Here is a 26,679-nt window from a genome sequence, read left to right as displayed (position 1 = left end):
GGAAGGAGACGCCGGACAGTCACGCCGCGAGCAGCAGCCGTGCCTGTTCCGCCTTGAGCGCGGCCCGCGCGGCGGTATAGGCGCCCCGTCCGGGCGCATTCGACAGTTCCGGGAACAGTGCCAGCAGTTCCGCGCGGGGCCCTGCGTCCAGACCGGCAAGCGACAGGTCGCCGGGCTGAAAGCTCTCGGTCCAGGCGCCGTCGGACATGACCAGTTCATGCGCGTCGAACATGAAATGCACATAGGTCACGCCCTCGACCGGACAGACCCGCGTGATACCGGGGCGGCCGACCAGGTGGCTGGCGGCCACCAGCACCTCGTCCTCGCCGAACAGAAGTTCGATCGCGGCGCCGGCCATCACCACCCGGTGCTGCGGGGACACCAGCATGTCGCGTTCCGGCACACCTCGTCCCAGCGCCCCTGCCTCGATCCGGACCGGGCGCAGGTCCGGTGTCGCCGCCAGGTCTGCGGCGCCGATCGTCTTGGCCCCTGCCCAAAGCACGCGCTTGTAGCCGTTGTCGCGGGTCAACACACGGACACCGGGGGTAATGTCGGCCACGTCGACCTCGCCCTTGTTGGTCTTGATCAGGGTGCCGGGCGTGAAACAGGGCGTGTAATTGACGTTCTCGATTTCTGAGAAGGTCAGGGTGGACCCGTCCAGCCATTCGACCTTGCCGGATTCCGCACCGGTCATGGTGATCTTGGCCGGGCCGGTGATGTTGAGCGTGTCGCCTGCGGTCTCTCCGCTTTCGCCGCCGGTCACGGTGAGATGGGCGCCGTTCATGTCATCCGCGCTGGCGTTGAAGACATCATCCCCACCGTCGCCGGAGGCGAAATCGCCCGACCCAAGGGTGAACGTGTCGGCGCCATCGCCGCCGGTCAGGCTGTCGGCGCCCGCACCGCCAATGAGGGTGTCGGCCCCGGTGCCGCCATCCAGCGTGTCGTTCCCGCTGCCGCCAATCAGGCTGTCGTCACCGCTATCGGCAAAGATGCTTATCCCCGCGCTGTCCGCGGTTCCGTCGACGGTATCGTCGCCACCGCCCAGGGACAGCGCTTCGATTTCCGAGAATTCGGCGCTGTCGGTGCCATCGCTGATGGTGCCGGCCTCGTCGCCCGAATAGGTCACGGTGACCGCGCCGGGCAGGGCCGAGGCATCCAGCGTATCCTCGTCGTTGCCTGTGGTGACGGTCTCTCCGCCGGAAATCGTGTCGGCGCCAAAGCCGTCCTGCAGGACTATCCGGTCTTCGTCGGCGCCACCGGACAAGAGATCGTCGCCGGCGCCGCCCAAAAGGACATCCGCGCCATCGCCGCCTTCCAGCGTGTCGGCCCCGGCGCCGCCGTCCAGGGTATCCTTGCCCGCGCCGCCCAGAACACTGTCGTCGCCCAGGCCCGCCTGCACGATGTCGTCGCCGCCGTAGGCAAGGACGGTGTCGTCCTGCGAGCCGCCGATGCCGTCGCCATTGTCGATGAAATCGCCGTCGGGGTCGCCCGAATAACCGGTGTCGATGGTTTCGCCCAGGGCAGTACCCTCGACGATAAAGTCGCCGGTGAACAGCGGGATGCCCATCGCGGCCAGTTGTTCGGGGCTTTGCACCTCGGCGACGGGAACACCGACCAGCGTGATGCTTTCGCCGTTGGGGAAGGTCAGGATCGCATGGCCCGAACCGTCGCCCACGGTGTCGGTCACGGTCACGTCCTCTGTCGAGACGGGGTTCCCGGACAGGTCCGTCAACGCGCTGACGTCCAGCAGGTCATTGCCCGCGTAGGCGCCGCCGCCCAGGTCGGTCGGGGTCTCGAAACTGGACACGACGTCGTCGCCCGACCCGTCCGACAGCACAACCACGTCGATTTCACCGTCGCCGGCGCCGACGTCGATGGTGTCATCGCCCGTCCCGCCGTCGACAGTGTCGGCGCCGGACGAGGTCAGCAGGCTGTCGTTGCCATCGCCGCCGGACACGCTGTCATTGTCGAACCCGGAAAAGATGGTGTCGTCGCCGCCGCCGGCCAGGATCGTGTCGTCACCGTAGTTGCCGATGATGTGCTCGGCACCGTCCGAGCCGATCACGCTGTCGTTGCCGGTGCCCATCTGGAAACGTTCGATCTCGGCGAACTGGGTCGTGCTGATGCCGTCAGTAAGCGTGCCTGCCTCTTCGCCGGTGAAGGTGACAGTGATGTCGTCCGAAATGGCCGAGAAGTTGATCCGGTCGCCTTCGGTCTCTCCGGTTTCGCCGCCGATGATGCTGTCGTTGTCCAGCGAGGCGTCGAGGAAGATCTCATCATCTCCGGCCTCGCCGTAGACGGTGTCGTCACCGGCGCCCGCGTCGATCGTATCGTCGCCAGCCCCCGCGAGGACAACGTCGTCATCGTCCCCGGTGGCGTTGTCGGCATTGTCGATCCGGTCGCCTTCCGGGTCGCCGGTATAGGCGCCGTTGATCAGGTCATCGCCGATGCCGCCTGAGACGACGTAATCAGGGGGCACGGGGGGAATGCCCATCGCGATCAGTTGTTCCGGGGAAGAGACGGCCGAGGCGCTGACGCCCACGAGGATCAGTTTTTCGCCGTTGGGAAAGAGCAGGATCGCGTCCCCGGAGCCGTCGCCGATGGTATCGGTCACGGTCACGTCCGCCACGTTGACTGGATCGCCACCCGCATCGGTCATCCCCGACACGTCCAGCATGTCATTGCCCGCGTAGGCGCCGCCGCCCAGGTCCGTCGGCGCGGCAAAGCCCGTCACGATGTCCTCGCCAGAGCTGTTGCCAAGCACCAGCCTATCCTTGCCTGCCCCCAGGACGATGGTTTCGATGTCGTTGAAGTTCAGCGTGTCGGCCCCGTCGGTGACGGTGCCGATCTCGGGATTCACATGGGTCAGGTCGACGGTCAGGTCGTCGGTGACGGCCGACAGGTCCAGCACGTCGCCGTCGGTTTCATCCACGCCCTCGGCGTCCACGGTGTCGTTGCCGAACCCGTTTTCGATGTGAAAGGTGTCGTCACCCCAACCGCCCCAGAGATAGTCGTCCCCGGCACCGCCATAAAGCGCGTCGTTGCCGAAAGAGCCGCGCATCCAGTCGTTGCCGTCGCCACCATAAAGTGTGTCGTCGCCTTCGTTGCCCTCGACCGTGTCGTCTCCCGCGCCGCCGGACACATAATCGTCCCCGGTCTCGCCATAGATCGAGTCGCCGCCCGCGCCCCCGGAAATGGAGTCGCCGCCTTCGTTGCCATAGAGGCTGTCGTCGCCGGCGCCCCCCGTAATCGTGTCTGCACCATCGCCGCCGCGCAGCGTGTCATTGTCGGTGCCGCCGTCGATCACGTCGTCGGCCTGCGTGCCAACGATGGAGTCGTTCCCGGCGCCGCCATCGACCGTGATGCCCGTGCTGGCCGGGCCATACTGGGCAAAGAAATCGTCATCCTGATCGGTCAGTGTCAGGCGTTCGATTTCGGCAAAGCTCAGCGTATCGGTGCCGTCCGTCGCGGTGCCGGCTTCGTCGCCGGTCATGGTCACGTCGATGCCGACGCTCATGTCCGAGAAATCCAGCGTGTCAAAATCGGTGCCGGTGCTGACGGCCTCGCCACCGCGGATCACGTCGGCACCAAACCCATCGGTCACGACGATCACGTCGGCGTCGGCGCCGCCATGGATCGAGTCCGCATCGGCCCCGCCGTGCAGCGTGTCCTGGCCAGTGCCACCGGTCAGAGTGTCCTTGCCCGCCATGCCATAGACCAGGTCATCGCCCGCGCCGGCGTCGATCAGGTCATCCTGTGTTTCCGGGGTGGCGGAAACGACGGTCGGCGCGTCGGTGAAACCCGTGGTCGTGAAGGCATAGTTTGTCCCGGCGCCGCGAGAGGTCACGACAAAGACCAGTTCCTGTTGTTCGGAATAGCTGAACTGGGCCCAGTGACTTTGGTCCACGTTGTCGGAACTGGTGCTGTCGGATTGCGCGCCCAGTTCCTCGCCGTCGTCGGTGGCGGTCAGGTTGGTGCTGGCAGAGGAGAGGCCCAGGCTTTCCACGTCTGCCGTCTGCGCGGTCACGCTTTCGGCGGTGGTGTCGATGTCCTGGAAGGTGAACGTGCCGGTGATCTTGATCGGCTCACCGGTGGCCTGGTCATAGAACTCGAACCCCAGGGTAACGCCGGTGCCTGCCTCGGCGGCGGCATCACGGTTGATGTAGACCGAGTTGTCGTTGAACTCGATTTGGATGTTTGGATCGTCCGCGTCCAGAATCGTCAACCGGGCCTGAACGACGATGCCCTCATCCGTGACACCGATGTTGTCGTAGACGGCATACATGCCCACGACGCCGGTGCCGGCGTCGCCGGTTTCGCTGATCGCGGTGAAATCGAAAGAGGACAGGGTGCCCGCGCTGGCACCCACGTCGCTGCCGTCACCATAGATAACGTCGTCGCCATCGCCCGCGCTGATGGTGTCCTGGCCGGATCCGCCGGTGATCACGTCTGCGCCGGCGCCGGTGGTGATGCTGTCGGCACCGGTTCCGCCGTCGATGGTGTTGTCGCCGCCCAGGGCGTCGATCACGTCGTCGCCCGTGCCGCCATGCAGTACGTCCGATCCCGTGTCCGAGCCAAGCGTGTCATTGCCGTCGCCGCCGATCAGTGTGTTGTTGCCGCCGGTGGCACTTGCGATGTCCGCGCCGTCACCCAGGTTGACGAAATCATCGCCGTCGATCCCGCTGACCGTGTCGTTGCCATCCAGCGAAAAGACAGTGTCGGTGCCGCCACCAAGGTCGATGTTCTCGCCGCGGTCGCTGCCGGCATAGGAATCCGACCCCTCGGGTAGGATCATGTTGGTGAAGGCTTCGAACTGCGTGCCGCCACCCAGCCGCGCGTCGGGAAAGCCGCTGTGCCAGATGTCGCCGACGGTATAGGTGGTCGAGCCGTTGGAAATCTGCAGTTCGCCGACCCCGGCGTTGTAGGACACCGAGTAGTTCGAGCCCAGGTTCGAGAAATCCAGCGTGTGGCCCGCACTGCTCTGGTAGACGTTGCCCCAGAAGAAGGGTGAATTCCAGTTCGAAGCCGTAACAATGTACGTCGCCATGCCAGCGATCCTTGCCTTTACCGAATGGGTCCCTTCAAATGGCCCCGTTCCGCGGAAAATTGTCGGCGCTTAGCGCTTGACATCAAAGACCGCAGGAATGTGGCCGGAGTGGGCCGGAACAAGGGAATTGATGCCCCGTTTGATAGACGGCGTGGGGTTAAGATCGCCTTTCGGCCTTGATCCGGTCGCAATTGTTCGGCGAGCAGGGGGGAATTCGTTGCAAGCCGTCGGGATTGTCTCTGGCGGGAAAACGCTCAGTCAGGCTTTTGACGATAGCCCGGGGCGGCTGTGAGGGTGATCGACGCGTGTCACAGCAGCGCGCGGATCGGTTCCAGCAGGCCCTTGTTGCGCAGCGTGCGCACCGGGTAGCTGTCGTCGTTCACCAGCCTGTCCAGCGAGAACCCCGGCTCGATCTTGGCAAGTTTCTCTGCCACGGCCTGGGCCTTGTCCAACTGACCCTCCAGCGCATAAAGCGCCAGCAGGTGACGGTGGCCGGGCCGGGACAAGGGGGCAGAGCGCACCGCTGCCTCGCCGGCCTCGATCGCCTCCTGCGGGCGGTTGCAGGCAATGGCCACGATACAGTGGCCGGTGTCCCAATAGTGTTTGAACGGGGACGTCCGCGCGATCCGACAGGCCCGTTCCGAGGCGGTGAATCCGCCTTCCATGTCGCCCGACAGGATCAGCGCCTCGGACAGGGATTTCCAGGCAAAGGCGTTGGCCGGGTTCCGTTCGACCGCGTTCTGCGCAAGGTCCAGCACACCGGCGGTATCGCCCAGTGCGGTGCCGCGGACCTTGGAGATGATCGCATGGACCAGCACGTTGTCCGGGCTCAGCTCCATCGCGCGGTAATGCAGGTCGACGGCCTCTTCGAGGAGGCCCTCCTGGTCGTCTTCGGCCAATTCCATCATCTGGGTCAGCCGGATCATGCTGGCCCAGGCCAGGTAAATTCCGTTTTCATCGCGGCGAAAGGCCTGGTCCATCAGCCCGTAGGCCTCGCGCAGGGCGTCTTTCTCGAAGGAAAACATCCGGTAGAGCCCCAGGCGGGACAGTGCCGTCGCCCGCGTTTCGGGGCGGTCCTTTTCCAGCACATGCGGCAGCTTGCCGATGATCTGGTCGGCGGCCTCGAAGACGGTGCGCGAGACGTCGATTTCCGCGCTCAGGATGTCCTCGAGCCGATCCAGTTGTTGCAGCTTGGAATAGAGGATGCGCGCGCTTGGCTGATGCGTGGCCTTGATGAACAGCGCGTGTCCGCCGTCGCCATTTTCCATCAACTGGGTGCTGACGGACACGTCACTGACCGGGGCGCCCTCGTGCAGGGGCATGTCCGAATCCGATTGTCGCCATGCGCGGACCTGCTCGGCGATGTTCTCGCCGATCTGGTTGGCCAGGACCTCGCCCAGCATCCTCTCTCGTCCCGGCGCCTCCGTGCTGGCGCGGCAGTTGATCAGGATACCGCGGCTGTCGGTCGGGCTGGCCGAGGCCAGTTTCGACAAGAGCGCAGCCCGTTCCTGGCGCAACCAGTCCTCGAACTCGGGGTCGCGCACGTCGATGCCCTGCAACAGCTCGACGCGGTCATCCTCGGGCACCACCTCTTCGTGCAGGTCGACGGTGACGGCGCGCCGGTCCAGCGTGACCGAGGACCTGTCCGCCCGGATCACCTCGGCCGCCGGGCCAAGTGCATTGCGCAACTTGGACAGGGCCTGACGCAGGTTGGCGCTGGCCTGTTCGGGGCCGAAGGTCGACCACAGTTTGTCTTCCAGCCAGCGGCGCGGGCGGGTCATATCTGGGCTGAGCGCCAGCATCGCCAGCAGCGCCTGGTTCTTGGCCCCCTTGATGGGCAGCGCAGCGCCGTCCGCATCCCGGACCAGGAAAGGCCCGAGCACGGTGATGGTGATCCTCTGGGATGCAGGCCCTGCCATGCGCTCTCCTCGCAACTTGCGAAAATCTAGCACCGCCGTGACAGCGCGGCAACGGACGTGAAATTTCCGTTAACGATTGCCCCTATTGGCAGTTAGGCTTTGACCTGTGGCAGGCAGTGCCAAAAGCTTCGCCCAAAATTTCATGAGGATGTCATGCCCGTTTCCGGTCTCTACAATTCGCAGAACTCGCAGAATTCCCAAAACAGTCAGAATTCGCAAAATTCCCAGAACTCGCAGAATTCGCAGAACAGCCAGGCGGCGGAAAACTCGCAGGCGGGGCCGGACAACACCTTTGCCAGTGCCGCCCTGGGCCAGGCGCGGGACGGAACCGTGGGCTACTGGGACGGCACGGCGGACCGTGTCCCGAAACAGGACGGCCGCAGCGGCTGGGACGCGCTCACCGCGATGGCGACGGGACCCCGGCGTGCCGTGATGGATGCCTGCCTGCAAGGGCTGTTCAAGGTCACGCTGGAGCCCGTGGCCAAGAGCAAGCCTGCGACGGGCACGGTGGCGCTGGGGGATGACCCGCTGGTCACGCTCGAAGCGCCGACAAGCACGTTCCTCGCGGACAAGCAGCTGCATTACCTGCGGACCTACGCCGACCTGCGCGGGGATCGCCTGAACGAGATCATCATGCAGACCGGCGATATCCAGAGCTTTTTCGGCCTCGTCGGTTACATGGCGCCGGACGCCACCAAGTGGACGCTGGCGTTGAACCAGGCAATGTTGCGGCTTTGCACCGTGATCGAGATGCCCTTCAAACACGGGCTCGACGTGGCCCGCCCCATCGCCATGTCCCGCAAGGTACAGCCGCTGATCCAGACGCCGGGGCATGGCTCGTGGCCCTCGGGCCATGCGACAGAGGCCTTTGCCTGCGCCACGCTGCTGTCTCGGCTGTTCCTGAACGCGCCGGTCGATCCGGTCGAGCAGATCAAGGCGGGCAGTGAGTTGTACCGCCACGCCGAACGGATCGCGATGAACCGGACCGTCGCGGGCGTGCATTTTCCCACCGACAGCATGGCCGGGGCGGTGTTGGGCGTGACCGTGGCCGAGGCGCTGATCAACCTGCTGGAGGGAACGCCGCAGACCCGGACGCGCGTGTTCCACGGCGCGGGCTACGACGGGGACTTTACCCTGGCGCGCATGGCCGAGGCATTGGACAACGGGCAGGAAATCGCCTCGGGCACCTTGTCCCTGCCGACGGGGCTGGTGCCCGGATGGCTGGCCAAGATGTGGGACGAGGCCAAGGACGAGTGGTGACCGGCGTCTAGCTGGCGGGCAGGGCGTCCGGCAATTCCACTACCGCCTCACCCAGCCGCGAGTCCCGCGTGCCGGTCGGCACCAGGTAGGCCGGATCGATGTCCTCCAGCCGGGTCGACGTCGGGTTCTGGGCATTGGCGACGATCCGGGTCGACGACAGGGCCAGGGCGCGCGTCAGGCGGCCCGCTGCGGCGCTGGTCCCCGCCAGCCGCCGCGTGCTGCCGCTCAGCGTTCCGGATGCCCGGATACCCGCCGAAAACGGCCCGGTGCCAATTCTGGCGGCGACACTGGGTCCGGGCTGGGACCACGATGCGCCCTCGCCGCTGTAGGGCGCGGGGCGATAGTTCCCGACCTCTGACGAGGCTGTCCAGGCCGAGGCCTGTGCGGCGCCTACGCTGAATACCTGCCGGCAGTCCGCCGCGACATAGGCATTGTGACACCCCTCATCGCTGATCGGACCGGCGCCGGGGGCGACATAGCCCGCGCGGCTTTCGTCCCAATCGTACGCGGCGGGATGGTCGAGGTAGCTTTGCCGTCCGCGCACTTCCGACCCGCGGATGGCATCGTCACGCTGGACCTGTACAAGCACCTCGCCCGAGCCTTGCAGCGAAACGATCCAGGCCCCGGCGGGAGCCTCCGGCTCTCCGGCCTTCTGGCCGCGCGTGGGGGCCAGGGCCAGAACGTAATATGCCTGTTGTTCGGTCTGCTTGTCGCGTTTGCGCGCGGGCACATGATAGATGCGGGCCAGCGCTGCGCCGTCCTCCCGTTCGAGCGACCGGATCTCGCCCGGCTGCAGCTGGGCCAGACCCGAGGTCGTGCCATCGGGGGCGGTCAGCCCCAGCTGCAGGTCGGCAGACGCACCGTTCCGACAATGGATCTCGATGAAACTGGCGGTTTCGTCATCGGGCTGCACACGCCAGTCAAGTTGCGCGGGGACCTCGGTGGGGGTGAGCCGCGCGACCTGGCTGCTGCGATAGCTGTTGCCAAAGGCCCAGACCAGCCGAACCGGCTGGCCGGTGACCTCTTCCCAGGTTTGTGCCTCGCGGGCCATCTGGTGTTCGACGAACTGCGTGCCGTCCTTGGGACCTGCCAACACGCCCAGCGAGACGTTCACGATGACGGGCGCCGTGGCGTCCACCCTGGCGGCCTGCCGCAGGATCCAGCGCAGACCCATGACCAGGTAGCTTTCGACCCAGGTGCCAGAGGTGTCGTCGATGCTTTCGGGGGGCAATTGAACGCCCAACAGGGGCCAGTCGCGCGCCGGGTCATCGGCATTCTCGGGATCGGCCCCGGCGGCCAGGTCAAGGACATGGGTGCCGTGGGTGGTGGCAAACCCGGTCTCGTCGCGGGTCCTGTCGGGGTAGATCGCGGCGTTCAGCGCGGCGTAGGTTGTGCTTTCGTCGCCGCGCGCCAGCAGGTCGTCGATTTCCGCAGCGTCCAGGATACGCCCGGCCAGCGTGCCTTTGGGTGTCCGGGCCTGTTGTTCCAGCGCCTGCAGCCAGAGGGCGTGAAACCGCGTGCGCCTTGGGGCGGTACCCCGGCAGAAACGCGCATTGAGAAAGCCGATGCCGTCGTCGATGATCGCGACGATCGGCGCGCCGGGTTTGGGTGAGGGCGGCACCGGCCCGGCGGGTTCCGGCGGCATCGGATCGTCCGCCATCTGAACCGGACAGCCCGAGTCGATCACCTCGAACAGGTCATCATGCAGGCTGTCTGCCGTGCCGATGCGCCGGTACAGCATGTAGCTGTCCGGCAGGTTCGGGTGCGTCTGCGGATCGTCGATACGCGCAACAAGCGCCGCAAGTTCGGTATCGTCCATCCGCAGGGGCGAGTCCTGCTGCCCGACGAGATCGCGCAGACGGCGGCGCGCGGCCTGCATGTCATCGGTCGAGTGCAGATGCACAAAAAGCGGCGCGTAATCGGGCCCGCGGTCCGGGCGCATCGGCGGCAGCATGTCGCGGCGCAGCCCGATGAGGCGTGACCAGTCAAGACAGGCATCGCGAAACGTGTGCTCTCTGGCATCCGTCCAGCTGTGTCCCATGTCGATCCCCCTGATCCTGCACGCGAAATCCGCCGGGTCAGCAAAGGTCTTTTTCACTCACCGGTCAAGGAAGTGGGATCGGTGCCTGTCGGGTTTGCGCAGAATTCACGCCAACCGGATAAGCACGTCGCGAGTTTTCAGCGGGTTTTCATGCGTGTTTCACGCGCGAATTGCGCAGCATTTGCGATCCGTTCACGGGGGCATGTGCATGGTCGGGTTAACGTACGGTCAAGTCGTGCAACAGTATGCTTCGGGCTGGGGGAAAGACCATGAAACGCAACGGGACCGCGACAAGGTTCGGTGTGATCGACGGGGACGGTCGGGGCAGGTCGCTTCGGGACCGGATCGCGATGCCCGTGCCGCCCGACCTGTCGGCGCCGGAGCTGGCCGCCGACATGGCGGAGCTCTTTGCCCTGGGGCTGGTTCAGGATCTACGCGCCGAGGCGCTGCAGGACCCGCATTGCGCCGTCAGGATCGACGGGGCCACCCGGTTCACGATGCATGAACTGCTCTGCGAGTTGCGCAATCTCAGCTGGTTCGATGCGCGCGTGCCGCTTGCCGGGACAGGACCGGACAGATCGCCGGACGTGCAACCGGGCCAGATGGGGGCCAGCCAGCGCCGGGCCCTTCGCTGCAACGCGGATTTCCAGCTGACGCTGGAAACACTCTTGCGGGGCGGTGTTGTCCTGCGCGGTGGCGGTCCGGTTCTTTCGGCATTCTGGGACAGTGACCACATGGAGCCGCATCCCAAGCGCGAGGCCGGTGTCTGGCCGACCGAAGAGGCGGCGATGTCGGAATGGATCGGCTGGTGTGCCGAGCACAGCCAGGCCGGTCTGCGCCTGCCCTGGGCGGCGGTGCGCTCGCAGCAGGACCCCAGCCTGGGGGATCGCGCCGAGACGCTGCACCGAACGCCGCCCGCGCGTCCCTTTCACAACGCCACGCTGGTTGCGTTGGCACGGGGGACGAACATGGCACCGGGTCTGCCCGGCACGTGGACCGGGTCGCGCCTCTTTGCGCTGATGGCAGAGGGCGAGGCGCTTGCCAGCCGGTTTGCCCGTGCCCAGGTCTCGGAAAAGGGCCGGATGCCGCGCCCGGCGGTCACGGCGGCGCGGATGACCGTCTGGTTGGGCAGCGAAGAGGGCGTCTCTGCCCCGGAAAGCGATGCCCATCGTGCGGCGGCAGAGGAACTGGTGAGTGCCGCCCCCAACCTGGTTCACTGGGTCAGCCGGGCGAACCGCGCGCGGCGCGGGCCGCAGCGGTTCGAGGCGTCGCTCTTCCTGCCCTTGGCCGGCCCCGAGCGTCAGCATTTGACACCCTCCGACCTGGGCGCCCATGCGGTTGTCGCGGGCGTTCTGGCCACGCTGGTCAAGGCCGTCTTCGACACGTCGCGGCGGACCCAGTTGCAGGCAGTGGGGCAGGGCGGCCCCGTGCTGGCGCTGGAGGATCAGACCGACCGTCTGGCGGCGAATATCGGGCTGATGCGGTGCGTCACCGGCGGATATTTCCCGGCCGAGAACATCCAGGATCTGCGCCTGGGGCAGGCCATTGCCCTGCACCTGCTGCGCGATCGCTTGGAACAGGACAACCGCAGTGCACAGATGGGCTTTCGCGATTTCGACGGCCAAAGCCTGCAACTGGTTTCGCATCCGCGCCGGTTCGGACGAGGGTATGCCGAATTGCGCCGCGATGGCGAGCCGATTGCCTGGCCGCAGGAGGCGGGCCACCCGGCGGCACATTTGACGGCGGTCAGCTAGGGTCGCCGGTCAGCGCCGGGCAAATGCTCCGCCCGGCATGCTGCCCGAGATTTCGAGGATCAGCTTGCGCTTGACCGCTTCGGCAAAACTCTCGCGGCTTTCGGCGGTGACGACAAAAGCGCCTGGCCCGCCGATGATACGTTCGGAATACAGCGCCTCGAGTCCGCCATGCGCGCGGCCCGGATCGCCCGGGCGCAGGATCGGCAGGGCGTTGATCGTGACACCGGCGGCCAGAACCCTTTCGCGGGCCTCGGCAATTGGCGGGCCGGAGTAGGAATTTACGCTGTCGCCGGAAAAGTCGATCACCCGCCGCCAGCCGTCGAATTCATTGCTGTCCATCAGGCGCAGCGCCTCGTCCAGCGCGGCGCCGATCGCGTTGCGCCCGTAGGCCTGGCGTGGCTTGCCCATCAACTCTGCGGCGAATCCCGCAGCGCTCTCTGGCCCGTCGATCAGCGTCCAGTCGGCAACGACGGCCTGGTTCGCGGCCCATTCCACGTAGGTCACGGCGATATGTCCGTAAGCGGTGTTCGCGATGGCGGTCAGCACCTCGGGGTCGGTGATCGCCTCTGCGTAACCCTGTCGCTGAAACTGGATTTCCCGCTGGTCGATGCTGCCCGAGGCATCCGCCAGCAGCACCAGTTCAAGGTCCGTGTCCTGGGCCTGTGCCACCCCGGCCCAGACCAGCATCATCACCAGGATCATCCGCATCGCTACCCTCCGTTTGGCATCCAGATAGGGCGGGGCAACGCCTTGCCCATATTGACCAGCGTCATGTTCCTGCCTGTCGCGCTGTGGCACAGTCGCGGCATTGCTGACCAGGAGGATACGCCATGATCGCCCGCCTTGCCCTGCTGAGCCTGATGGCCGCGCCCGCCTTCGCCCAGGACGCCGACATCGGACGCGCGCATTTCTACACCCATTGCGCCACCTGCCACGGGTTGGAAGGCAAGGGGGACGGGCCGATGGCCGGTGTCCTGACGATCCCACCCACCAACCTGACCGAACTTACGATCCAGAATGGAGGCGTCTTTCCCCTGGCGCGGGTCGTCCAGCGGATCGACGGACGTGATCCGCTGGTGGCGCATGGCTCACCGATGCCGGTCTTCGGCGATTTCTTCGAACGGTCATTCGACGTTCCGATGAAGACACAGGCGGGCCAGCCGATCCTGACATCTCAGCCGGTGGTGGATCTGGTCGCCTACCTGTTGGAACTGCAACGGATCGAGCAGGACTAGCCGCCGGTCCTGCGGCAGATGCCCGTCGTCTGCGCCCCTTTCCAGGGCAGAATCACGGTGGGCCGGTCAATCGCCGCGTCCAACCGGTCTACGGGCATGTATTTCCCGATCATTCCCCGCAGCCGTGCGGTGCGGGGCGCGTTCGGGTCCAGCAGGCGGCAACAGACGTATTCCTCGACGATGCTGCCCTGCTGTTCATAGCCGAAGGACAGGAAATCGCGCGTTGCCTCGGTGTCGAAAAGATAAGGGTCTTTCGAGGCACTGTGTTCCTGCGCCGCCTTGAGCGGGTGGTAGCCGGTCAGCTTGCGGTTCTGCCACTGCCAGACATGGGTCGCCTCATGGGCAAAGAGCATCGCATCGAACAGGTCGATCCGGTCAGGGTAGCCGGCCAGGAAGTCTTCCCTGTACACGTCATCCCGCAGCAGCACCTTGTTGAACAGCACGGTGGCCGCCGGTGATACCGTCACCGTGCGGGTCTTGGTGATCGGGGGCCAGATGCGTTCCTGGCAGGTGGTGCGGGGACGGACGGGGATGTCATAGGTCACGGCGCCTGCCGGGTTGCCATCGATCAAGCGGATTCGTTTCGGGTCGATGTCGTCGCCGTGAAAGGCCCGCAGAAAAGCGGTTTCGTTCGGCGTGGCCGAGCGGCCGCAGGCTGTCAGGATCAAAAGGGCAAAGAGGGCAATGCGCATGATGTGAGATTGGCCGGGGGCGGGTCGCTTGGCAAGCAGCAATGGCCTGCCCTGGGCCTGTCGGGCTTCGGTCGTGTCGACGTAATCGGCGGCAGCGGCAAATGACCGTCCGTCAGGATGGGGAGGTGTCCCGAACAGGGCGTGGTGGAATCCAGGGTCCGCAGTGTTCGTGACGGGTGCGTGGGGACACGCACCCGGTGGGTTTCGCGCCGCTCAGTGCGCGCGCGCGGCCTTGCCGCCGGATCTGCCGCTGGGCCCGCCGCTCACAGCCTTGCCGCCGATCACCGGGTCCTTGCCGGCGTTGCTGTTCGAGGTGGCCAGCACCTTGACCTTTTCCTTCTTGGGTTTCTTCGCTTCGCGGTTGCCGCGGTTCTTTTCCTTGGACATGGGAGTACCTCTTTCGACACCGCGCGGCGGAATGCCGGGCGGGTGGACGCTCAGAGGGGGCAGGGTTGCCTGACACATGTCAGGGCGATGTCACCGATGAGGCATCTTGCAGGATGCAATTCATGATGTGTGCGGGCGGGGGCGACATGCAAGGGGTTGGATGGGTGAGAGGGAAATATAGTTGGGGAAGGCTGAGTGGTTTGCCCAGACGGGTTACTTGCGAGCAGCAGAACAGGGCGCGGAACAAGGGCCGCAGGCCCGCCGCGCCAGAGCCGACGCGCGCCCACGCGGCGGCTCTACGTTGCCGTTTGTCCTGTGCTCGGATTTCGCGCGCGAACTCGGGGATAAATCGCCGCCGATCAATCGTGGTTGAGCCACCGCACGCGTCGGCTCTGGCGCTGTGTCGGTTTGGTAGGTTTCAAGTTTAGCTTAATCTACTTCTTGCTTCCGGTGTTGTTTCCGGATTCTTGGCTTCGTCTTTTCTTTTTCTGGTTTCGGACTTTTCTTGTTCTGTCAGGACTTTTTCAAGAAGAGCGGTAGCCCGCCTGTCAAGGCTATACGCCAGGGCAGATTTTCGCTCATCATTCGAATACTTTTCCAAGTCCGGTATCGGGAAGCTCTCTTGAAAAGCTCTCTTGATATCCTTGTATTCATCTTTGGGGGTTTTTGTAGTTGAGTTTTTGATCCCATAGGGCTTCAATATAGAGACGCGCATACTCTCCAGAAGCTCCCTAAAATCAGAGCTTAGCAGCGGTGAGCGTGGCTCCTGATTGTCAAGAAATTTGCTCAGTATCTCTAGCTTCTCCGCTATGACTACTTCTAGATTTCTTGTTTTTAACCAGAGTGATGCGGTGTAAACGCGATTCTGTTGTGCAATGCTATCACTGGCGGCCTGAGCTTGATCTCGATGGGCTCGTGCTGAAGAAGCAAGCTCTTGTGCTTGGTGTTGGAGCACTGTCCTGGAGTTTTCAAGCTCACTGCCTTGCATGATAACGCTGAAAACCAACCAAGCGAATGCAAGGGGGCCTACAGTTCCAGCTAGAAAGTCCCCCCCATTCGTTTGGCTTTAAGGTTCGAAATTCAGACCAATTCGTGTGGATGAGGCCGACAATAAACCCCCGATAGAAACAGGTAAAAATAGCGGCTGCTACGCGCATCAAACATCCAACTCTTCCACAAACCGCGCATTCTCCTGAATATACTGGAAGCGCAGCTCCGGCTTCTTGCCCATCAGGCGTTCCACCAGATCGCCGGTTTCGCCCGGTTCGTCCTCGTCGATGGTCACGCGGATCAGGGTCCTTGTCGCCGGGTCCATCGTGGTTTCTTTCAGGTCCTTGGCGTCCATCTCGCCCAGGCCCTTGAAACGCTGGACGTCGATCTTTCCCTTTCCGCCCAGCCCCTTGGCCAGCGCCGCCTCCTTGGCGGCATCGTCGGCCACGTATAGCCGTTTCGCGCCCTGCGTCAGCCGGTAGAGCGGCGGGCAGGCGAGATATAGGTGTCCCTGGTCGATCAGCGGGCGCATCTGGGTGTAGAAAAAGGTCATCAGGAGCGCCGCGATATGGGCGCCGTCGACGTCCGCGTCGGTCATGATGATGATCTTGTCATAGCGAAGGTCGTCGACGTTGAACTTGGGGCCCAATCCGACGCCAAGCGCCTCGCAGAGATCACGGATCTCGGCGTTGGAGGACAGCTTGTTCGAGGCCGCGCCGAGCACGTTCAGGATCTTGCCCTTGAGCGGCAAGAGCGCCTGCGTCTCGCGGAAACGGGCGCCCTTGGCAGAGCCTCCGGCCGAATCGCCTTCGACGATGAAGATCTCTGTCCCTTCGCGGTTCTTGTTGGTGCAGTCGGTCAGCTTGCCCGGCAGGCGCAGTTTCTTGGTCGCGCTTTTCCGGGCGGTTTCCTTTTCCTGCCGGCGGCGCAGCCGTTCCTCGGCCCGCAGGACAAGGAAATCGAGGATCGCCCCGGCGGATTTGGTGTCCGAGGCCAACCAGTTGTCAAAGTGGTCGCGGACGGAGTTTTCCACCAGCCGCTGCGCCTCGGTCGTGGCGAGGCGGTCCTTTGTCTGGCCGACGAATTCCGGCTCGCGGATAAAGCAGGAGACCAGCGCGCAGCCGCCGGTGATCAGGTCGTCCCTGTTGATCTGGCTGGCTTTTTTGTTGTTCACCAGCTCGCCGTAGGCACGGATCCCCTTGAGGATCGCGGCCCAGAACCCGGCCTCATGTGTGCCGCCCTCGGGGGTGGGGACGGTGTTACAGTAGCTCTGGATGAACCCGTCGCGCGAGGGGGTCCAGTTGATCGCCCATTCGACCTTGCCCGGCGTGCCGAATTTCTCCTTGAAATCCACGATGCCGGAAAAGGGTTTGTCGGCGTAGGTCGAGGCGCTGCCCAGCGTTTCCACCAGGTAGTCCGACAGGCCGCCGGGGAAGTGGAAGGTGGCCTCGGTGGGCGTGTCGCCGTCCTCGATCTCGGTCTTCCAGCGGATCTCGACGCCGCTGAAAAGGTAGGCCTTGGACCGCACCATCTTGAACAGGCGGGAGGGCTTAAACCTATGAGAACCAAAGATTTCTTCGTCCGCGTGAAAGATCACCGTGGTGCCGCGGCGGTTCGGGGCCTGGCCGATTTTCGCAACCGGGCCAAGGGGAATCCCGCGCGAGAAACGCTGTTCGTACAGCTCCTTGTTGCGGGCGACCTGGACCACCATCGAATCCGACAGGGCGTTGACGACAGAGGCGCCGACACCGTGCAGACCGCCGGAGGTCTCATAGGCCTTGCCCGAGAACTTGCCGCCCGCGTGCAGGGTGCAGAGGATCACCTCGAGCGCGGATTTGCCGGGGAACTTGGGGTGCGGGTCGATCGGGATACCACGACCGTTGTCCCTGATTTCAATGGAGAAATCCGAATGCAGCGTGACCTCGATCCGGTTGGCATGGCCGGCCACCGCCTCGTCCATCGAGTTGTCCAGAACCTCGGCCACGAGGTGATGCAGGGCGCGGTCGTCGGTGCCGCCGATATACATCCCGGGGCGTTTGCGCACGGGTTCCAGCCCCTCGAGCACCTCGATGGAGGAGGCGTCATACTCGGGTTCTGCGGCGGAATGGAGGAGATCGTCGGCCATATGCGTGCTCGGTTTGTTCTGATTGGTTGGCGGCGATTATGGCAGAGCGTCCCGCCCGGGTAAACGGGGCGCGCGATAGGGTTAAGGCACCGTGCCTTGGGGGAGGCAACCGGGGGAGCCTACCATATCTTGCGGTGATGCGGGATGCGGAGTGGCGGCCCTGGGGCGCCTGGTTTGTACGTTTTGTACGTTTCGTACGTCGAATTCAGCATTTTGTACAAAACGCGGGCCGGGGTTTGGCTGACGTTGCGGGAGATTTGGTTAATCGCGGTGTTTTTTGGGGGGCGCCTGTGGGGCGACGTCCCGGGTCAAGCCCGGGACGGGGTTGGTGAGGCGGGACCGTCCGAGCCTTGTGCGGAGACGCAGGAGCGCCGACCTGCGGGGTGGCGCCGCTAAGGGTAGAGCGGGTGCGGTTTATCGTGACACATCCGAAGGACCTTGGAGGTTTGCGCATGCGTCGACAAAGCGCCGCCCGTCGCACCAAAGGTGCGCGGCCTATGATTGGCCCGCCTTTGGCGGGACGGGGCGGGTCATGCCGGAGGCATGCTTTTAGCATGACGCTGGCGCGGCGGCCTTCGGCCTTGTTCCGCGCCTTGGGGGATTGATGGCGCTTGTCACTTATCGGCTTTCGCTTTGGTGTTTTGCTCGTTGACCCGAAAGTTAAGAATTGTGAAACCGTCACAGTCTGTCGAACTGGCGAACACAAGCGCGTTTCCCGGGGAAAATAGCTTTGCTCCGAGTGTTGCAGTATGAGCTTCCCAGCCGGTTTGCCGGTCTGATTCTTTCACGTACTCCAACAGATCTGTTTGAAAAGATCTGGTGTCACGATTTACAAGTTGATCTAAGTCTACGTCATTTCCGATATGCGCAATGGTCGCATAGTGTCGGGGTCGCCTGAGTTGGAAGAAAGAGTAGCTGGTGCGCACATATGTCCGGAAAACATCTGATGCATACCGGTCATTGTAGCGCATCTGGCGGCTGTTCTTTCTTTCCAAAGACTCTTGATCGTCGATGAGGAGAAAGTTTCGGCATGTTGCTTTTCCAGGTCTGAAGCCGAAGAGCGTGTTTCGGCGGATCAGCTTGGTGCCTTGGCCAAGTGAGCAACGGCTTTCAGGTTCAGGAATGGCCTTGGACGAGCAAATGAACTTGGCCGCATAGAAGAAAAACTCATGCTTGAGTAAGCTCTCACCAAGAGCGGCGGCATCATTTGCTGAAAATGACAGAGCAAGAAGCAGAGCCAATGATGCCCCTCTGCAAGAAACGCGCCGACCTAATCTATTCGTGGGTTGGCGGCTTGATGTTCCGCTGGTATCCTGGACAAGCTGTTTGTTCATAAATTTAAGATGCGCTCAATGAACGAAATTGACGTGTTTCCAACAGCCAAAGCTGATCTGCTTACCTCCCGCCACCCCTCCCCAATCTCCGGAAACCACGCATCCGCCCCTTCGACCTCCAAATCCACCTCGGTAATCAACAGCCGATGCGCCAGCGGCAGCATGGCCTCGTAGATCTTTTGACCGCCGATTCCGTAGATGCGGAAATAGCCAAGCGACTGCGCCAGGGCGATCCCCTCTTCGACTGAACCCACGACATGCTCGTGCAGCGAGGTATCGCGGGAGACGACGATGTTCAGGCGCTTGGGGAGGGGCTTGAACGGCAGGCTGTCCCAGGTCTTGCGGCCCATGATGATGGCGCCGCCCAGGGTCTCGCGCTTGAACATGGCGAGGTCCTCGGGGAGGTGCCAGGGGATGTCCCCGTCCTTGCCGATGGCGCGGTTGCGGTCGTGGGCGGCGATGAGCGTGATCATGAAAACCTCAGACGGCCACGGGGGCCTTGATGGCGGGCAGGGGGTCGTAGCCGGGGAAGGAGAAATCCTCGTACCGGAAATCGAAGAGGTCGGTCACCTCGCGCGCGATCTCCAACCGGGGCAGGGGGCGGGGCGTGCGTGAGAGCTGTTCCGCCACCTGCTCCATGTGGTTGGAATAGATATGCGCGTCGCCGATGGAATGGACGAAATCGCCGGGCTCGTAGCCGGTGACATGGGCCAGCATGACCTGCAGCAGCGCGTAGGAGGCTATGTTGAAGGGCACGCCGAGGAACATGTCGGCCGAGCGCTGGTAGAGCTGCAGGTGCAGTTTGCGCCCGATGATGCGGACCTGCCAGAGCGTGTGGCAGGGCGGCAGCGCCATCTCGGGCACATCCGCCGGGTTCCAGGCCGAGACGATCATGCGGCGCGAATCCGGGGTGGTGCGGATCTGGTGCAGCAGGGTCTGGATCTGGTCGATCTCGCCCTTGTATCCGGGCCAGTGGCGCCACTGGTGGCCGTAGACCGGGCCGAGGTCGCCGTTCTCATCCGCCCATTCGTCCCAGATCGAGACGCCGTTGTCCTTGAGGTAGGTGATGTTGGTGTCGCCGGAGAGGAACCAGAGCAGCTCGTGGATGATCGAGCGCAGGTGCAGTTTCTTGGTCGTGACCAGCGGAAAGCCCTGTGCCAGGGGATAGCGGCATTGCAGGCCGAAATAGCTGCGGGTGCCGGTGCCAGTGCGGTCGGTTGACTCTTCGCCGTGGTCGAGGACCGTGCGGAGTGCGTCGAGGTATTGCTGCATGGTGTCCCTCCGGGAAAGCGGTCCCCTTGGCATAGGGTATTTCGCGGGGCGGCGGAAGCGGGACGCTTGGCGGGATCGGGGCGGCTGTGCCAAGCTGCCAGCGGGGTATCGAGGCAGGGACCGGAGGCCGCCAGGGATGATGATCGCCGCGATTTGCGCGCCGCCGGATGCGCGCGAGGCGCTGGTCGCCTGCGTGGCAGCGATCCGCCCGGGCAGCGGCCTGTGCTGGGTGGTGCTGCCGATGCGCCGGACGCCCGCCGACACAGAGCTGCTGGACGCGCTGCGTGTCGTGGCCCGGGTGCCCGTGGACATGGCCGAGGATGGGCTGGCGCCGGTTGCGGACCGGGTGCTGGTCGTGCCGGGGGGGCAGGGCGCGCGGGTGGCGGGCGGTGTCCTGCGGCTGGTGCCGGAGGATGCCTCGCCGCTGGATGACTGCCTGTCGAGCCTGGCGGAGAGCGAACCGGCGGGGATCGCGGTGCTGTTGCCCGGCGGCGTGACGCTGCCGACCCTGGGGGCGCGGGCCCTGCAGGCTGCGGGGGGCGTCGTGCTGGCGGTTGGCTCTGCCACGCTGGCGGATCGGGAGGTGACGGCAGAGGACGCGCCCGGGGTCGTGACGGCGATCCACCAGGCGCGGGTTGCCCAGGCCGCCGGCGACGGGCCAAGCAACGAACAGCTGGACCGGGCCGCGCGGTTGCTGGGTTTTGCGGACCGGCCGAGGCCCGCGCTGCTTGCAGCCCGGATGTTGCGCCGCATGGCGATCGAGGGCGGGCTGGCGCCCGAGGTCTACCTGGCCCAGTTGCGCCGCGATCCGGCAGAGCGGCAACGCCTGGCGCGGGACGTCATGCAGGGCACCGCGCAGGAGGTTTCCGACGCCGTGGTGATTGACCGGCTGCGGGACCTGGTGCTGATCCCGTTGTTGCAGCGCAAGCAGGCGGGATTTCGTGTCTGGGTGCCCGGCTGCGGGCAGGGTGACCTGGTCTACCAGCTTGCCATGAGGATCATCGAGCTGACGACAGAGCGGCAGGACCGGCGCCCCTGGAAGATATTCGGCACTGACACGGACGCTCTGGCCCTGCGAAAGGCCCGGTCGGGCGACTATGGGGCCGAAGCGGCGGCGGCGCTGGATCCGGGCCGCCGGGCGCGTTTCCTGCGGCGCGGCGACGGCGGCTACACGGTCGACCTCGCCTTGCGCGAACTCTGCGTCTTTGCAGAGCACGACCTCTATGCGGATGCGCCCTTTGGCTGGCTGGACCTGGTGGTCTGCCTGCGGCCCGCCCTGTTGGGCCGCCCCGAAAAGGCGGAGGTGGCGCTGGCCCGGTTCGACTATGGCCTGCAGGCAGACGGGTTTCTTGCGGTCTTGCCGCAAATGGCCCCGCTGCTGGACCCGGAGGGATACGAGCCGCTGGGCGAGGACGGCCTGCTGTTCCGGCGCCGGAAAACCCACGGCGGGGCGCGGGTCTCTGCCATGCGCGGCCACCGGCCCGGCGAGCGGCTGACCGAAACGGCGCTGGCCGAACGTGGCGTTTTGCAGATGCTGGGGACGGTCTTTGCCTCGGTCGATGATACCGGGCGGTTCATTCATGTGTCTGCGCCGATGCGGGCCTTTCTTTCGCCGGTGCGGCCAGGCGTGGCCTATGGGCTGCAGGATCTGCGCGACCCGGCCCGCGCCCGCGCGGCGATGGAGGCCCTGGCGGAGGTGCGCGACGAGGGGCGCGAAATCGCGGTACGCACCAGTGCCGGTGAAGGAGCGGACGCCAAGGGAGAGGTTCGCGTGACGGCTTCGGCGGAGCAGGCCGGTCGCTATCTGGTGGTGCTGTGCGACGGCGTGGACGGCGATCTGCCGGTCCTGGAGCGGGTGGGCACTGTGCCCTGGCAGCGGCGGCTGGACCGGCTGCAATGGCGGACCGAAAGCGCCGAGATGGCGCTGAGCAGCGCCAACCGGGAACTGCTGGCGCTGAACGAGGAACTGCAATCCTCGAACCGGGAACTTCGGATCAGCCGGGGGGAGCTGGAGCTGATCAACAGCAAGCTGCAGGCCTTCAACCGCGAACTGCTGGAGTCCTCTGCCCAGCTGGAACAACAGAATGCCGAGTTGCAGGCAATCTACGATGGTGTGCCTGTCGGGCTGGGGATGATCGGCAAGGACATGCGCTGGCTGCGCGGCAACAGGTTCCTGGCCGAGCTGTTCGGGCTGGACCCGGACGCGCTGCGCCTTGCGCCGGGGGATACCCCGGTGCCGGTGCAGATCGGTGATTTCGCGGCGCGGATCGAGGCGGTCCTGGACGGCGCCGCGCCGCTGGAGGGGATCGAGATTACGGCCGCGCAGAATCGGCGGCTGGTCGGCGATATCTTTCCGGTGTTGCGCGACGGAGAGGTGACGGCGGCGGGCATCGCGGTGCGTGACGTGACCTCGGAACGGGCGCTGGAGGAGCAGAAGGACCTGCTGACCGCCGAGCTGCAGCACCGGGTCAAGAACATGCTGGCGGTGGTGCGGGCGGTGACGCGGTTCACCGCGCAACGGTCGGGCGACAAGACCGAACTGGCCAGCCGCCTGTCGCAGCGTCTGGCCTCGATGGGGCGGACGTTCGAGCTGTTGTCGGACGGGGGCTGGGACTGGCAGGGCCTGCGCGGGCTGGCGCAGTCCAGCCTGGCCGCCTTTGTGGATCTGAGCGACGAGAGGTTCACCTACCAGGGAGAGGATGTGGCCCTGCCGCCCGAGGAGGCGCAGGCCATCGGCCTGGCCCTGCACGAACTGGGCACGAATGCGGTCAAATACGGGGCATGGAGCGTGCCGGATGGCCGGGTGGTGCTGGATGTCGTGACCAGCGGCGAGGGGCTGTCGCGGATGACATGGCGCGAAACCGGCGGCCCTGAGGTGGTGCCGCCCGGGCGGACCGGCTTTGGCGCCTTCCTGCTGGGCACGATCCTGGGCCGCCAGTTGCAGGCCACTGTGGTGATGGATTATCGCCCCGAGGGGCTCTGTGTCACGATCTCGCGGATGGGCGCGGGATGATCAGGCCGGCGCGGGTTCGAGCCCGGAGAGGTTGCGCAGCACGCGGACCAGTTCCTCGACCGGCTGGCTCTTGCTGAGCACCTCGACGTCCGGGGCGATGTCGCGCAGGCCCAGCGGGTTCGACACATAGGCACTGTAGACGGCGGTTCGGCAGCCGCGCGCGTGCAGGATGGCGAGCAGGCGCCGTCCCTCTTCGCCGATGACCACGTTCGAGCTCATCTGGCGGCCAAGGTCGAGGTCGAGCACGCAGAGGCGCGGGGTGTCCTGCGACAGGCTGGACAGCGCGGCGGTGTAGTGGCTGACCGGCGGCAGCGGGTTCAGCCCGGCCTCTTGCAGTGCCTCGAAAAGCTCTGTCGAGAGAAAGGCGTTGTCCTCGACGATCAGGGTCGGCCCTGCCGTTCTCGTGCCTGTGGTCTCGCCGGTCATGGCCCTAGCTGCCTCGCGTCTTAAATTCATTGGCGCCATGCGGCGCAGCAAAAACCGTGCGCGCCGTGCCCCGATACATCGGACAGGTGACGTGCACGGGCATACCTTTCCGGTTGCCGATCTGAAAGCACGCCGACAGGTGGCCCGGGCAATCGCCCCTGAGCGTGGGGCCTGTCAGCCATTCCAGAAATCCCCGCTGTGGGGCGATTATGCCGCACATCCAGCCGCTTCGCCAAGCCAAGATTGACTTTTTCAACCGTGACACGCACGCTGTGGACAAAATAAAAGGCAAGACCTGAGGCAGTCCCATGTATCGCATTATTGCAGCGCTCGCTCTCGCGGGCGTCCTTGCCGCGTGTGACGGCGCGACGTTGACCGGCGACGGCGGGTCGGGAATCGGAACCGGGGCGCAGCCGCTGGTGCCAGAACCCGATCCCGGGACCGGCGGTGGCACCGATCCCGACGCGGATCCCGATCCCGACAACCTGTACACGAGCGAGCTGGATGACGCCTCGGAAGATCTGCGCGTCGACGAGATGACATTCGACCCGGACACCGGCGAGCTGGTCTTCAACGAGCTGCCCTTCGACAGCGACAAGGCCGTGGCCGGTGCGAACGTCTACAGCAAGGACACGCGCCTCAGCGCCATTCTCAATCCCGGCGGCACCGGGTTCGACGCCTACCGCAACACGGCAGGGCCTTCGGGCACGTCGCAGTATTTCGCGGTGTTCCGCCGCTCGCCCAGCGGCTTTAGCCAGGTGGGCGCCGTCGGCACGGACCGCTACCTGTCGTTCGGCTTTGGCGGGGCTGCGGCGCAGCGGCTTGAAGGCAGCGGCGCACTGCCGAAGGGGACGGATTCCTATGTCTTCACAGGCGAATACGCCGCGGTCCGCACCGTTGTCGTCGATGGCTCACCGGATACGGAAATCCAGTACGTGTCCGGCCTGGCGCGGATCGAGGTCGACGTCGAGGATCCGGACATCTCCGGCGCCGTCGAAGGCGTTATCGTCAGCCGCGAGTTCTTTGATGCCAACGGCGTGAACATTGCCGCGCTGAGCGGTGCGGATTTCCTGTCGCTGGCCACGGCCGAGATCAACTTCGACACCTGGACGATCAACTCTTCCGATGCCAGCGCCATACGCTCGGACGGCGAAGTGACCCAGACGGGCACCTGGTCGGGGCTTTTCGCGGGGCCTGACGGCGAGGAGGTTGTCGGCATCGTGGTGATCGAAGGACAGGGCCCGGTGGGCATCGACCCGGCGACGGGCGAGTTCCTCACCGAGGATATTCGCGAGACCGGCGGTTTCATCGCAACGCGCCCCTGACCCATGCGCCTGGTGGCCCACCTGATGCGCGCCTTGCGACCGGCCATCCTAGCCGGTGGGATGGCCTTGATGTCGGCCCCGGCCGGGGCCGAGGCGGTCCGGATGAGCGTGGACGAGGCGCGCGGCGCCGCGGCGCGTGCCCTGATGGCCGGACAGGCGGAACTGGCGCTGGTGCTGGCCGAGGGCGTGCTGCTGGGCGCGCCCGGCGATACCGACGCGCTGATGATGAAATCCCGCGCCCTGTCGCAGCTTGGCCGCAGCGCCGAGGCGGCGGAGGCTGCGCGCCTCGTCTTTGGCGGCACGAATGACGAGCGCGAGCGGTTCTTTTCCGCGATGCTGATGGCGCAGGCCCGCGCCTCTGGCGGGCGGCCAGGTGTTGCGCAGCTCTGGCTGCGGCGTGCCGCGCAGATGGCGCCGGATGATCAGCTGAAGGCGGTGGCGGTCCGCGATTTCCGCCAGTTGCGGCGGCTGACGCCCTGGCGGCTGTCGCTGGATCTGTCGGTCGAACCGTCGGACAACCTCAACGGCGCCCCCAGGACCAACCGATTTACCTTTGCCGGGCTGCCTTTCGTCAATCCTTCGGCGGTGCCGCTGTCCGGGGAACGCTATGTCCTGGGCGCCGACTATGTCCGCCGTGTCCCGCTGAGCGAGACCCGGCGGCTGAACCTTGGCCTTTCGACAGAGTTCCAGCGCGTGCGGTTTTCCCAGGAGGCGCGCGACAAGGTGCCGGGGATCAGGGACGCGGATTACAGGCAGGATGCGCTGGCGCTGAGCCTGGGTTACGAGGCGCGTGGGCAGGATGGCAGTTGGCTGGGAAAATCGCAGCTGTCGGTGACGCGGCACTGGCTGGGCGGACAGCTTTTCGCCGATGCCGCGCGACTGGACCTGAGCTATGGCCAGACGATTGCGCCGGGGTTGATCGGGGCGCTGCGCTATGGCTACGAGGTCGAGGAGCGGCACGATGCGGCGGTGCGGGATGCACAGACCCGCGAACTGGGCCTGACGCTGACACGGGCCTATGGCCGGTCGACGCTGGGGCTGGACCTGCTGGTGACCGACACGGCTTCGGACTCTCGGCTGGTGGCGCGGGAAAGCGCGCGCGCGGCGCTGAGCTATCGCCTGGGCAAGCCGGTCAAGGGCGTGTTGCCACGGCTGACCCTGGCCTGGGAAGTGACGGATTTCGACATGGGGCCGACCACCTTCTGGATCGAGCCGCGGCGGGACGAGGAACTGACCGTTTCGCTGGACCTGCTGTTGCCGAACTACGATCTCTACGGCTTTGCCCCGGAAATCGGGGTTTCCTTCCGCGACCGGAGTTCCAATTATACCATCTACGAGACCCGCGGCACGGATCTGCGGCTGGGTCTGAAATCGGTATTCTGAAAGACGGTCCGCGCGGGCGGGCCGGAAGGGACAAAATGGGAATCAAGTATCTGCACACGATGGTCCGGGTGAAGGACCTCGACGCGTCGATCGCCTTTTACAAGATGCTGGGGCTGGTCGAGCGCCGCCGGAGCGAGAACGAGAAGGGCCGGTTCACGCTGGTCTTCCTGTGCCCGCCCGACCAGGCGGATGGCCACGCGGATCTGGAACTGACCTATAACTGGGACGGAGATGACGGTCTGCCCTCGGACGGTCGTCATTTCGGTCACCTCGCCTACACGGTGCCCAACATCTACGAGATGTGCCAGTCGCTGATGGACGCGGGCGTGACGATCAACCGGCCGCCGCGCGACGGGCACATGGCCTTTGTCCGTTCGCCCGACAACATCTCGATTGAACTGTTGCAGGAAGGCGAGGCGCTGGCCCCGCAGGAACCCTGGGCCAGCATGGGCAACACGGGTCACTGGTGAGCCGCC

The 26,679-nt window shown here is 65.1% G+C and carries 19 protein-coding genes; 7 read left to right on the top strand and 12 right to left on the bottom strand.

Going from position 1 to position 26,679, the window contains the following annotated elements; genetic code table 11:
• Positions 1–19: 19 nt before the first annotated feature.
• Positions 20–5,047: a Hint domain-containing protein gene (locus G9Q80_RS23670; protein ID WP_088715550.1), complete on the bottom strand. Its 5,028-nt coding sequence runs from the start codon at positions 5,045–5,047 to the stop codon at positions 20–22.
• 308 nt (positions 5,048–5,355) lie between these two features.
• On the bottom strand, positions 5,356–6,966 hold the full coding sequence (locus G9Q80_RS23665) for an AfsR/SARP family transcriptional regulator (RefSeq protein ID WP_088671207.1): 1,611 nt from the start codon (positions 6,964–6,966) through the stop codon (positions 5,356–5,358).
• A gap of 153 nt (positions 6,967–7,119) precedes the next feature.
• Between G9Q80_RS23665 and G9Q80_RS23655 the strand changes: the two genes are divergently transcribed.
• On the top strand, positions 7,120–8,226 hold the full coding sequence (locus G9Q80_RS23655; RefSeq protein WP_088715551.1) for a phosphatase PAP2 family protein: 1,107 nt from the start codon (positions 7,120–7,122) through the stop codon (positions 8,224–8,226).
• Positions 8,227–8,233: 7 nt separating this feature from the next.
• Here the strand turns inward: G9Q80_RS23655 and G9Q80_RS23650 are convergent, their stop codons facing one another.
• Complete coding sequence (locus G9Q80_RS23650; protein ID WP_088715552.1) at positions 8,234–10,267, bottom strand: S8/S53 family peptidase; 2,034 nt, start codon at positions 10,265–10,267, stop codon at positions 8,234–8,236.
• 269 nt (positions 10,268–10,536) lie between these two features.
• On the opposite strand from G9Q80_RS23650, the gene G9Q80_RS23645 reads away from it, so the two are divergent.
• Positions 10,537–12,021: a bromoperoxidase gene (locus tag G9Q80_RS23645; RefSeq protein WP_088715553.1), complete on the top strand. Its 1,485-nt coding sequence runs from the start codon at positions 10,537–10,539 to the stop codon at positions 12,019–12,021.
• A gap of 9 nt (positions 12,022–12,030) precedes the next feature.
• On the opposite strand, the gene G9Q80_RS23640 is transcribed toward G9Q80_RS23645, so the two are convergent.
• Positions 12,031–12,729, bottom strand: a complete 699-nt coding sequence (locus G9Q80_RS23640) for a DUF1194 domain-containing protein (RefSeq protein WP_043144918.1) — start codon at positions 12,727–12,729, stop codon at positions 12,031–12,033.
• Between the two features lie 122 nt (positions 12,730–12,851).
• On the opposite strand from G9Q80_RS23640, the gene G9Q80_RS23635 reads away from it, so the two are divergent.
• Entirely contained in the window at positions 12,852–13,256 is a 405-nt protein-coding gene (locus G9Q80_RS23635; protein WP_043144919.1) for a c-type cytochrome, read from the top strand.
• Here G9Q80_RS23635 and G9Q80_RS23630 read toward each other — a convergent pair.
• The 7 genes from G9Q80_RS23630 to G9Q80_RS23600 form a co-directional block, all read right to left on the bottom strand.
• Positions 13,253–13,948: a hypothetical protein gene (locus tag G9Q80_RS23630; RefSeq protein ID WP_088715713.1), complete on the bottom strand. Its 696-nt coding sequence runs from the start codon at positions 13,946–13,948 to the stop codon at positions 13,253–13,255. The genes G9Q80_RS23635 and G9Q80_RS23630 overlap by 4 nt on opposite strands.
• Positions 13,949–14,161: 213 nt before the next feature.
• Entirely contained in the window at positions 14,162–14,335 is a 174-nt protein-coding gene (locus G9Q80_RS23625; RefSeq protein ID WP_088715554.1) for a hypothetical protein, read from the bottom strand.
• A 424-nt stretch (positions 14,336–14,759) separates the two neighbouring features.
• Positions 14,760–15,323 carry a hypothetical protein gene (locus G9Q80_RS23620; RefSeq protein ID WP_133066415.1) on the bottom strand — a complete coding sequence of 188 codons (564 nt, stop codon included), beginning with the start codon at positions 15,321–15,323 and terminating at the stop codon, positions 14,760–14,762.
• 168 nt (positions 15,324–15,491) lie between these two features.
• A complete protein-coding gene (gene parE, locus G9Q80_RS23615) occupies positions 15,492–17,450 on the bottom strand; it encodes a DNA topoisomerase IV subunit B (RefSeq protein WP_043144921.1) in 1,959 nt (652 codons plus the stop codon).
• A gap of 614 nt (positions 17,451–18,064) precedes the next feature.
• On the bottom strand, positions 18,065–18,691 hold the full coding sequence (locus tag G9Q80_RS23610; RefSeq protein WP_133066416.1) for a hypothetical protein: 627 nt from the start codon (positions 18,689–18,691) through the stop codon (positions 18,065–18,067).
• A gap of 89 nt (positions 18,692–18,780) precedes the next feature.
• Positions 18,781–19,257: a dihydrofolate reductase gene (locus tag G9Q80_RS23605; RefSeq protein ID WP_088715555.1), complete on the bottom strand. Its 477-nt coding sequence runs from the start codon at positions 19,255–19,257 to the stop codon at positions 18,781–18,783.
• A 7-nt stretch (positions 19,258–19,264) separates the two neighbouring features.
• Positions 19,265–20,056: a thymidylate synthase gene (locus G9Q80_RS23600; RefSeq protein ID WP_088715556.1), complete on the bottom strand. Its 792-nt coding sequence runs from the start codon at positions 20,054–20,056 to the stop codon at positions 19,265–19,267.
• A 136-nt stretch (positions 20,057–20,192) separates the two neighbouring features.
• On the opposite strand from G9Q80_RS23600, the gene G9Q80_RS23595 reads away from it, so the two are divergent.
• Entirely contained in the window at positions 20,193–23,069 is a 2,877-nt protein-coding gene (locus G9Q80_RS23595) for a CheR family methyltransferase (protein ID WP_088715557.1), read from the top strand.
• On the opposite strand, the gene G9Q80_RS23590 is transcribed toward G9Q80_RS23595, so the two are convergent.
• On the bottom strand, positions 23,070–23,495 hold the full coding sequence (locus tag G9Q80_RS23590; protein ID WP_069210349.1) for a DNA-binding transcriptional response regulator: 426 nt from the start codon (positions 23,493–23,495) through the stop codon (positions 23,070–23,072).
• A 308-nt stretch (positions 23,496–23,803) separates the two neighbouring features.
• Between G9Q80_RS23590 and G9Q80_RS23585 the strand changes: the two genes are divergently transcribed.
• From G9Q80_RS23585 to G9Q80_RS23575, 3 genes are all read left to right on the top strand, one after another.
• Positions 23,804–24,820: a hypothetical protein gene (locus tag G9Q80_RS23585; protein WP_088715558.1), complete on the top strand. Its 1,017-nt coding sequence runs from the start codon at positions 23,804–23,806 to the stop codon at positions 24,818–24,820.
• 69 nt (positions 24,821–24,889) lie between these two features.
• Complete coding sequence (locus G9Q80_RS23580; protein ID WP_157903844.1) at positions 24,890–26,203, top strand: surface lipoprotein assembly modifier; 1,314 nt, start codon at positions 24,890–24,892, stop codon at positions 26,201–26,203.
• Positions 26,204–26,238: 35 nt separating this feature from the next.
• The gene (locus G9Q80_RS23575; protein ID WP_069210346.1) at positions 26,239–26,673 is read left to right on the top strand and encodes a VOC family protein; all 435 of its coding nucleotides are present in this window, start codon (positions 26,239–26,241) and stop codon (positions 26,671–26,673) included.
• Positions 26,674–26,679 lie beyond the last annotated feature (6 nt).

Origin of the sequence: Mameliella sp. LZ-28, from assembly GCF_012274245.1 — a bacterium.
Lineage (GTDB): Bacteria > Pseudomonadota > Alphaproteobacteria > Rhodobacterales > Rhodobacteraceae > Antarctobacter > Antarctobacter albus.
This window is presented reverse-complemented; position numbering and strand designations above follow the sequence as displayed.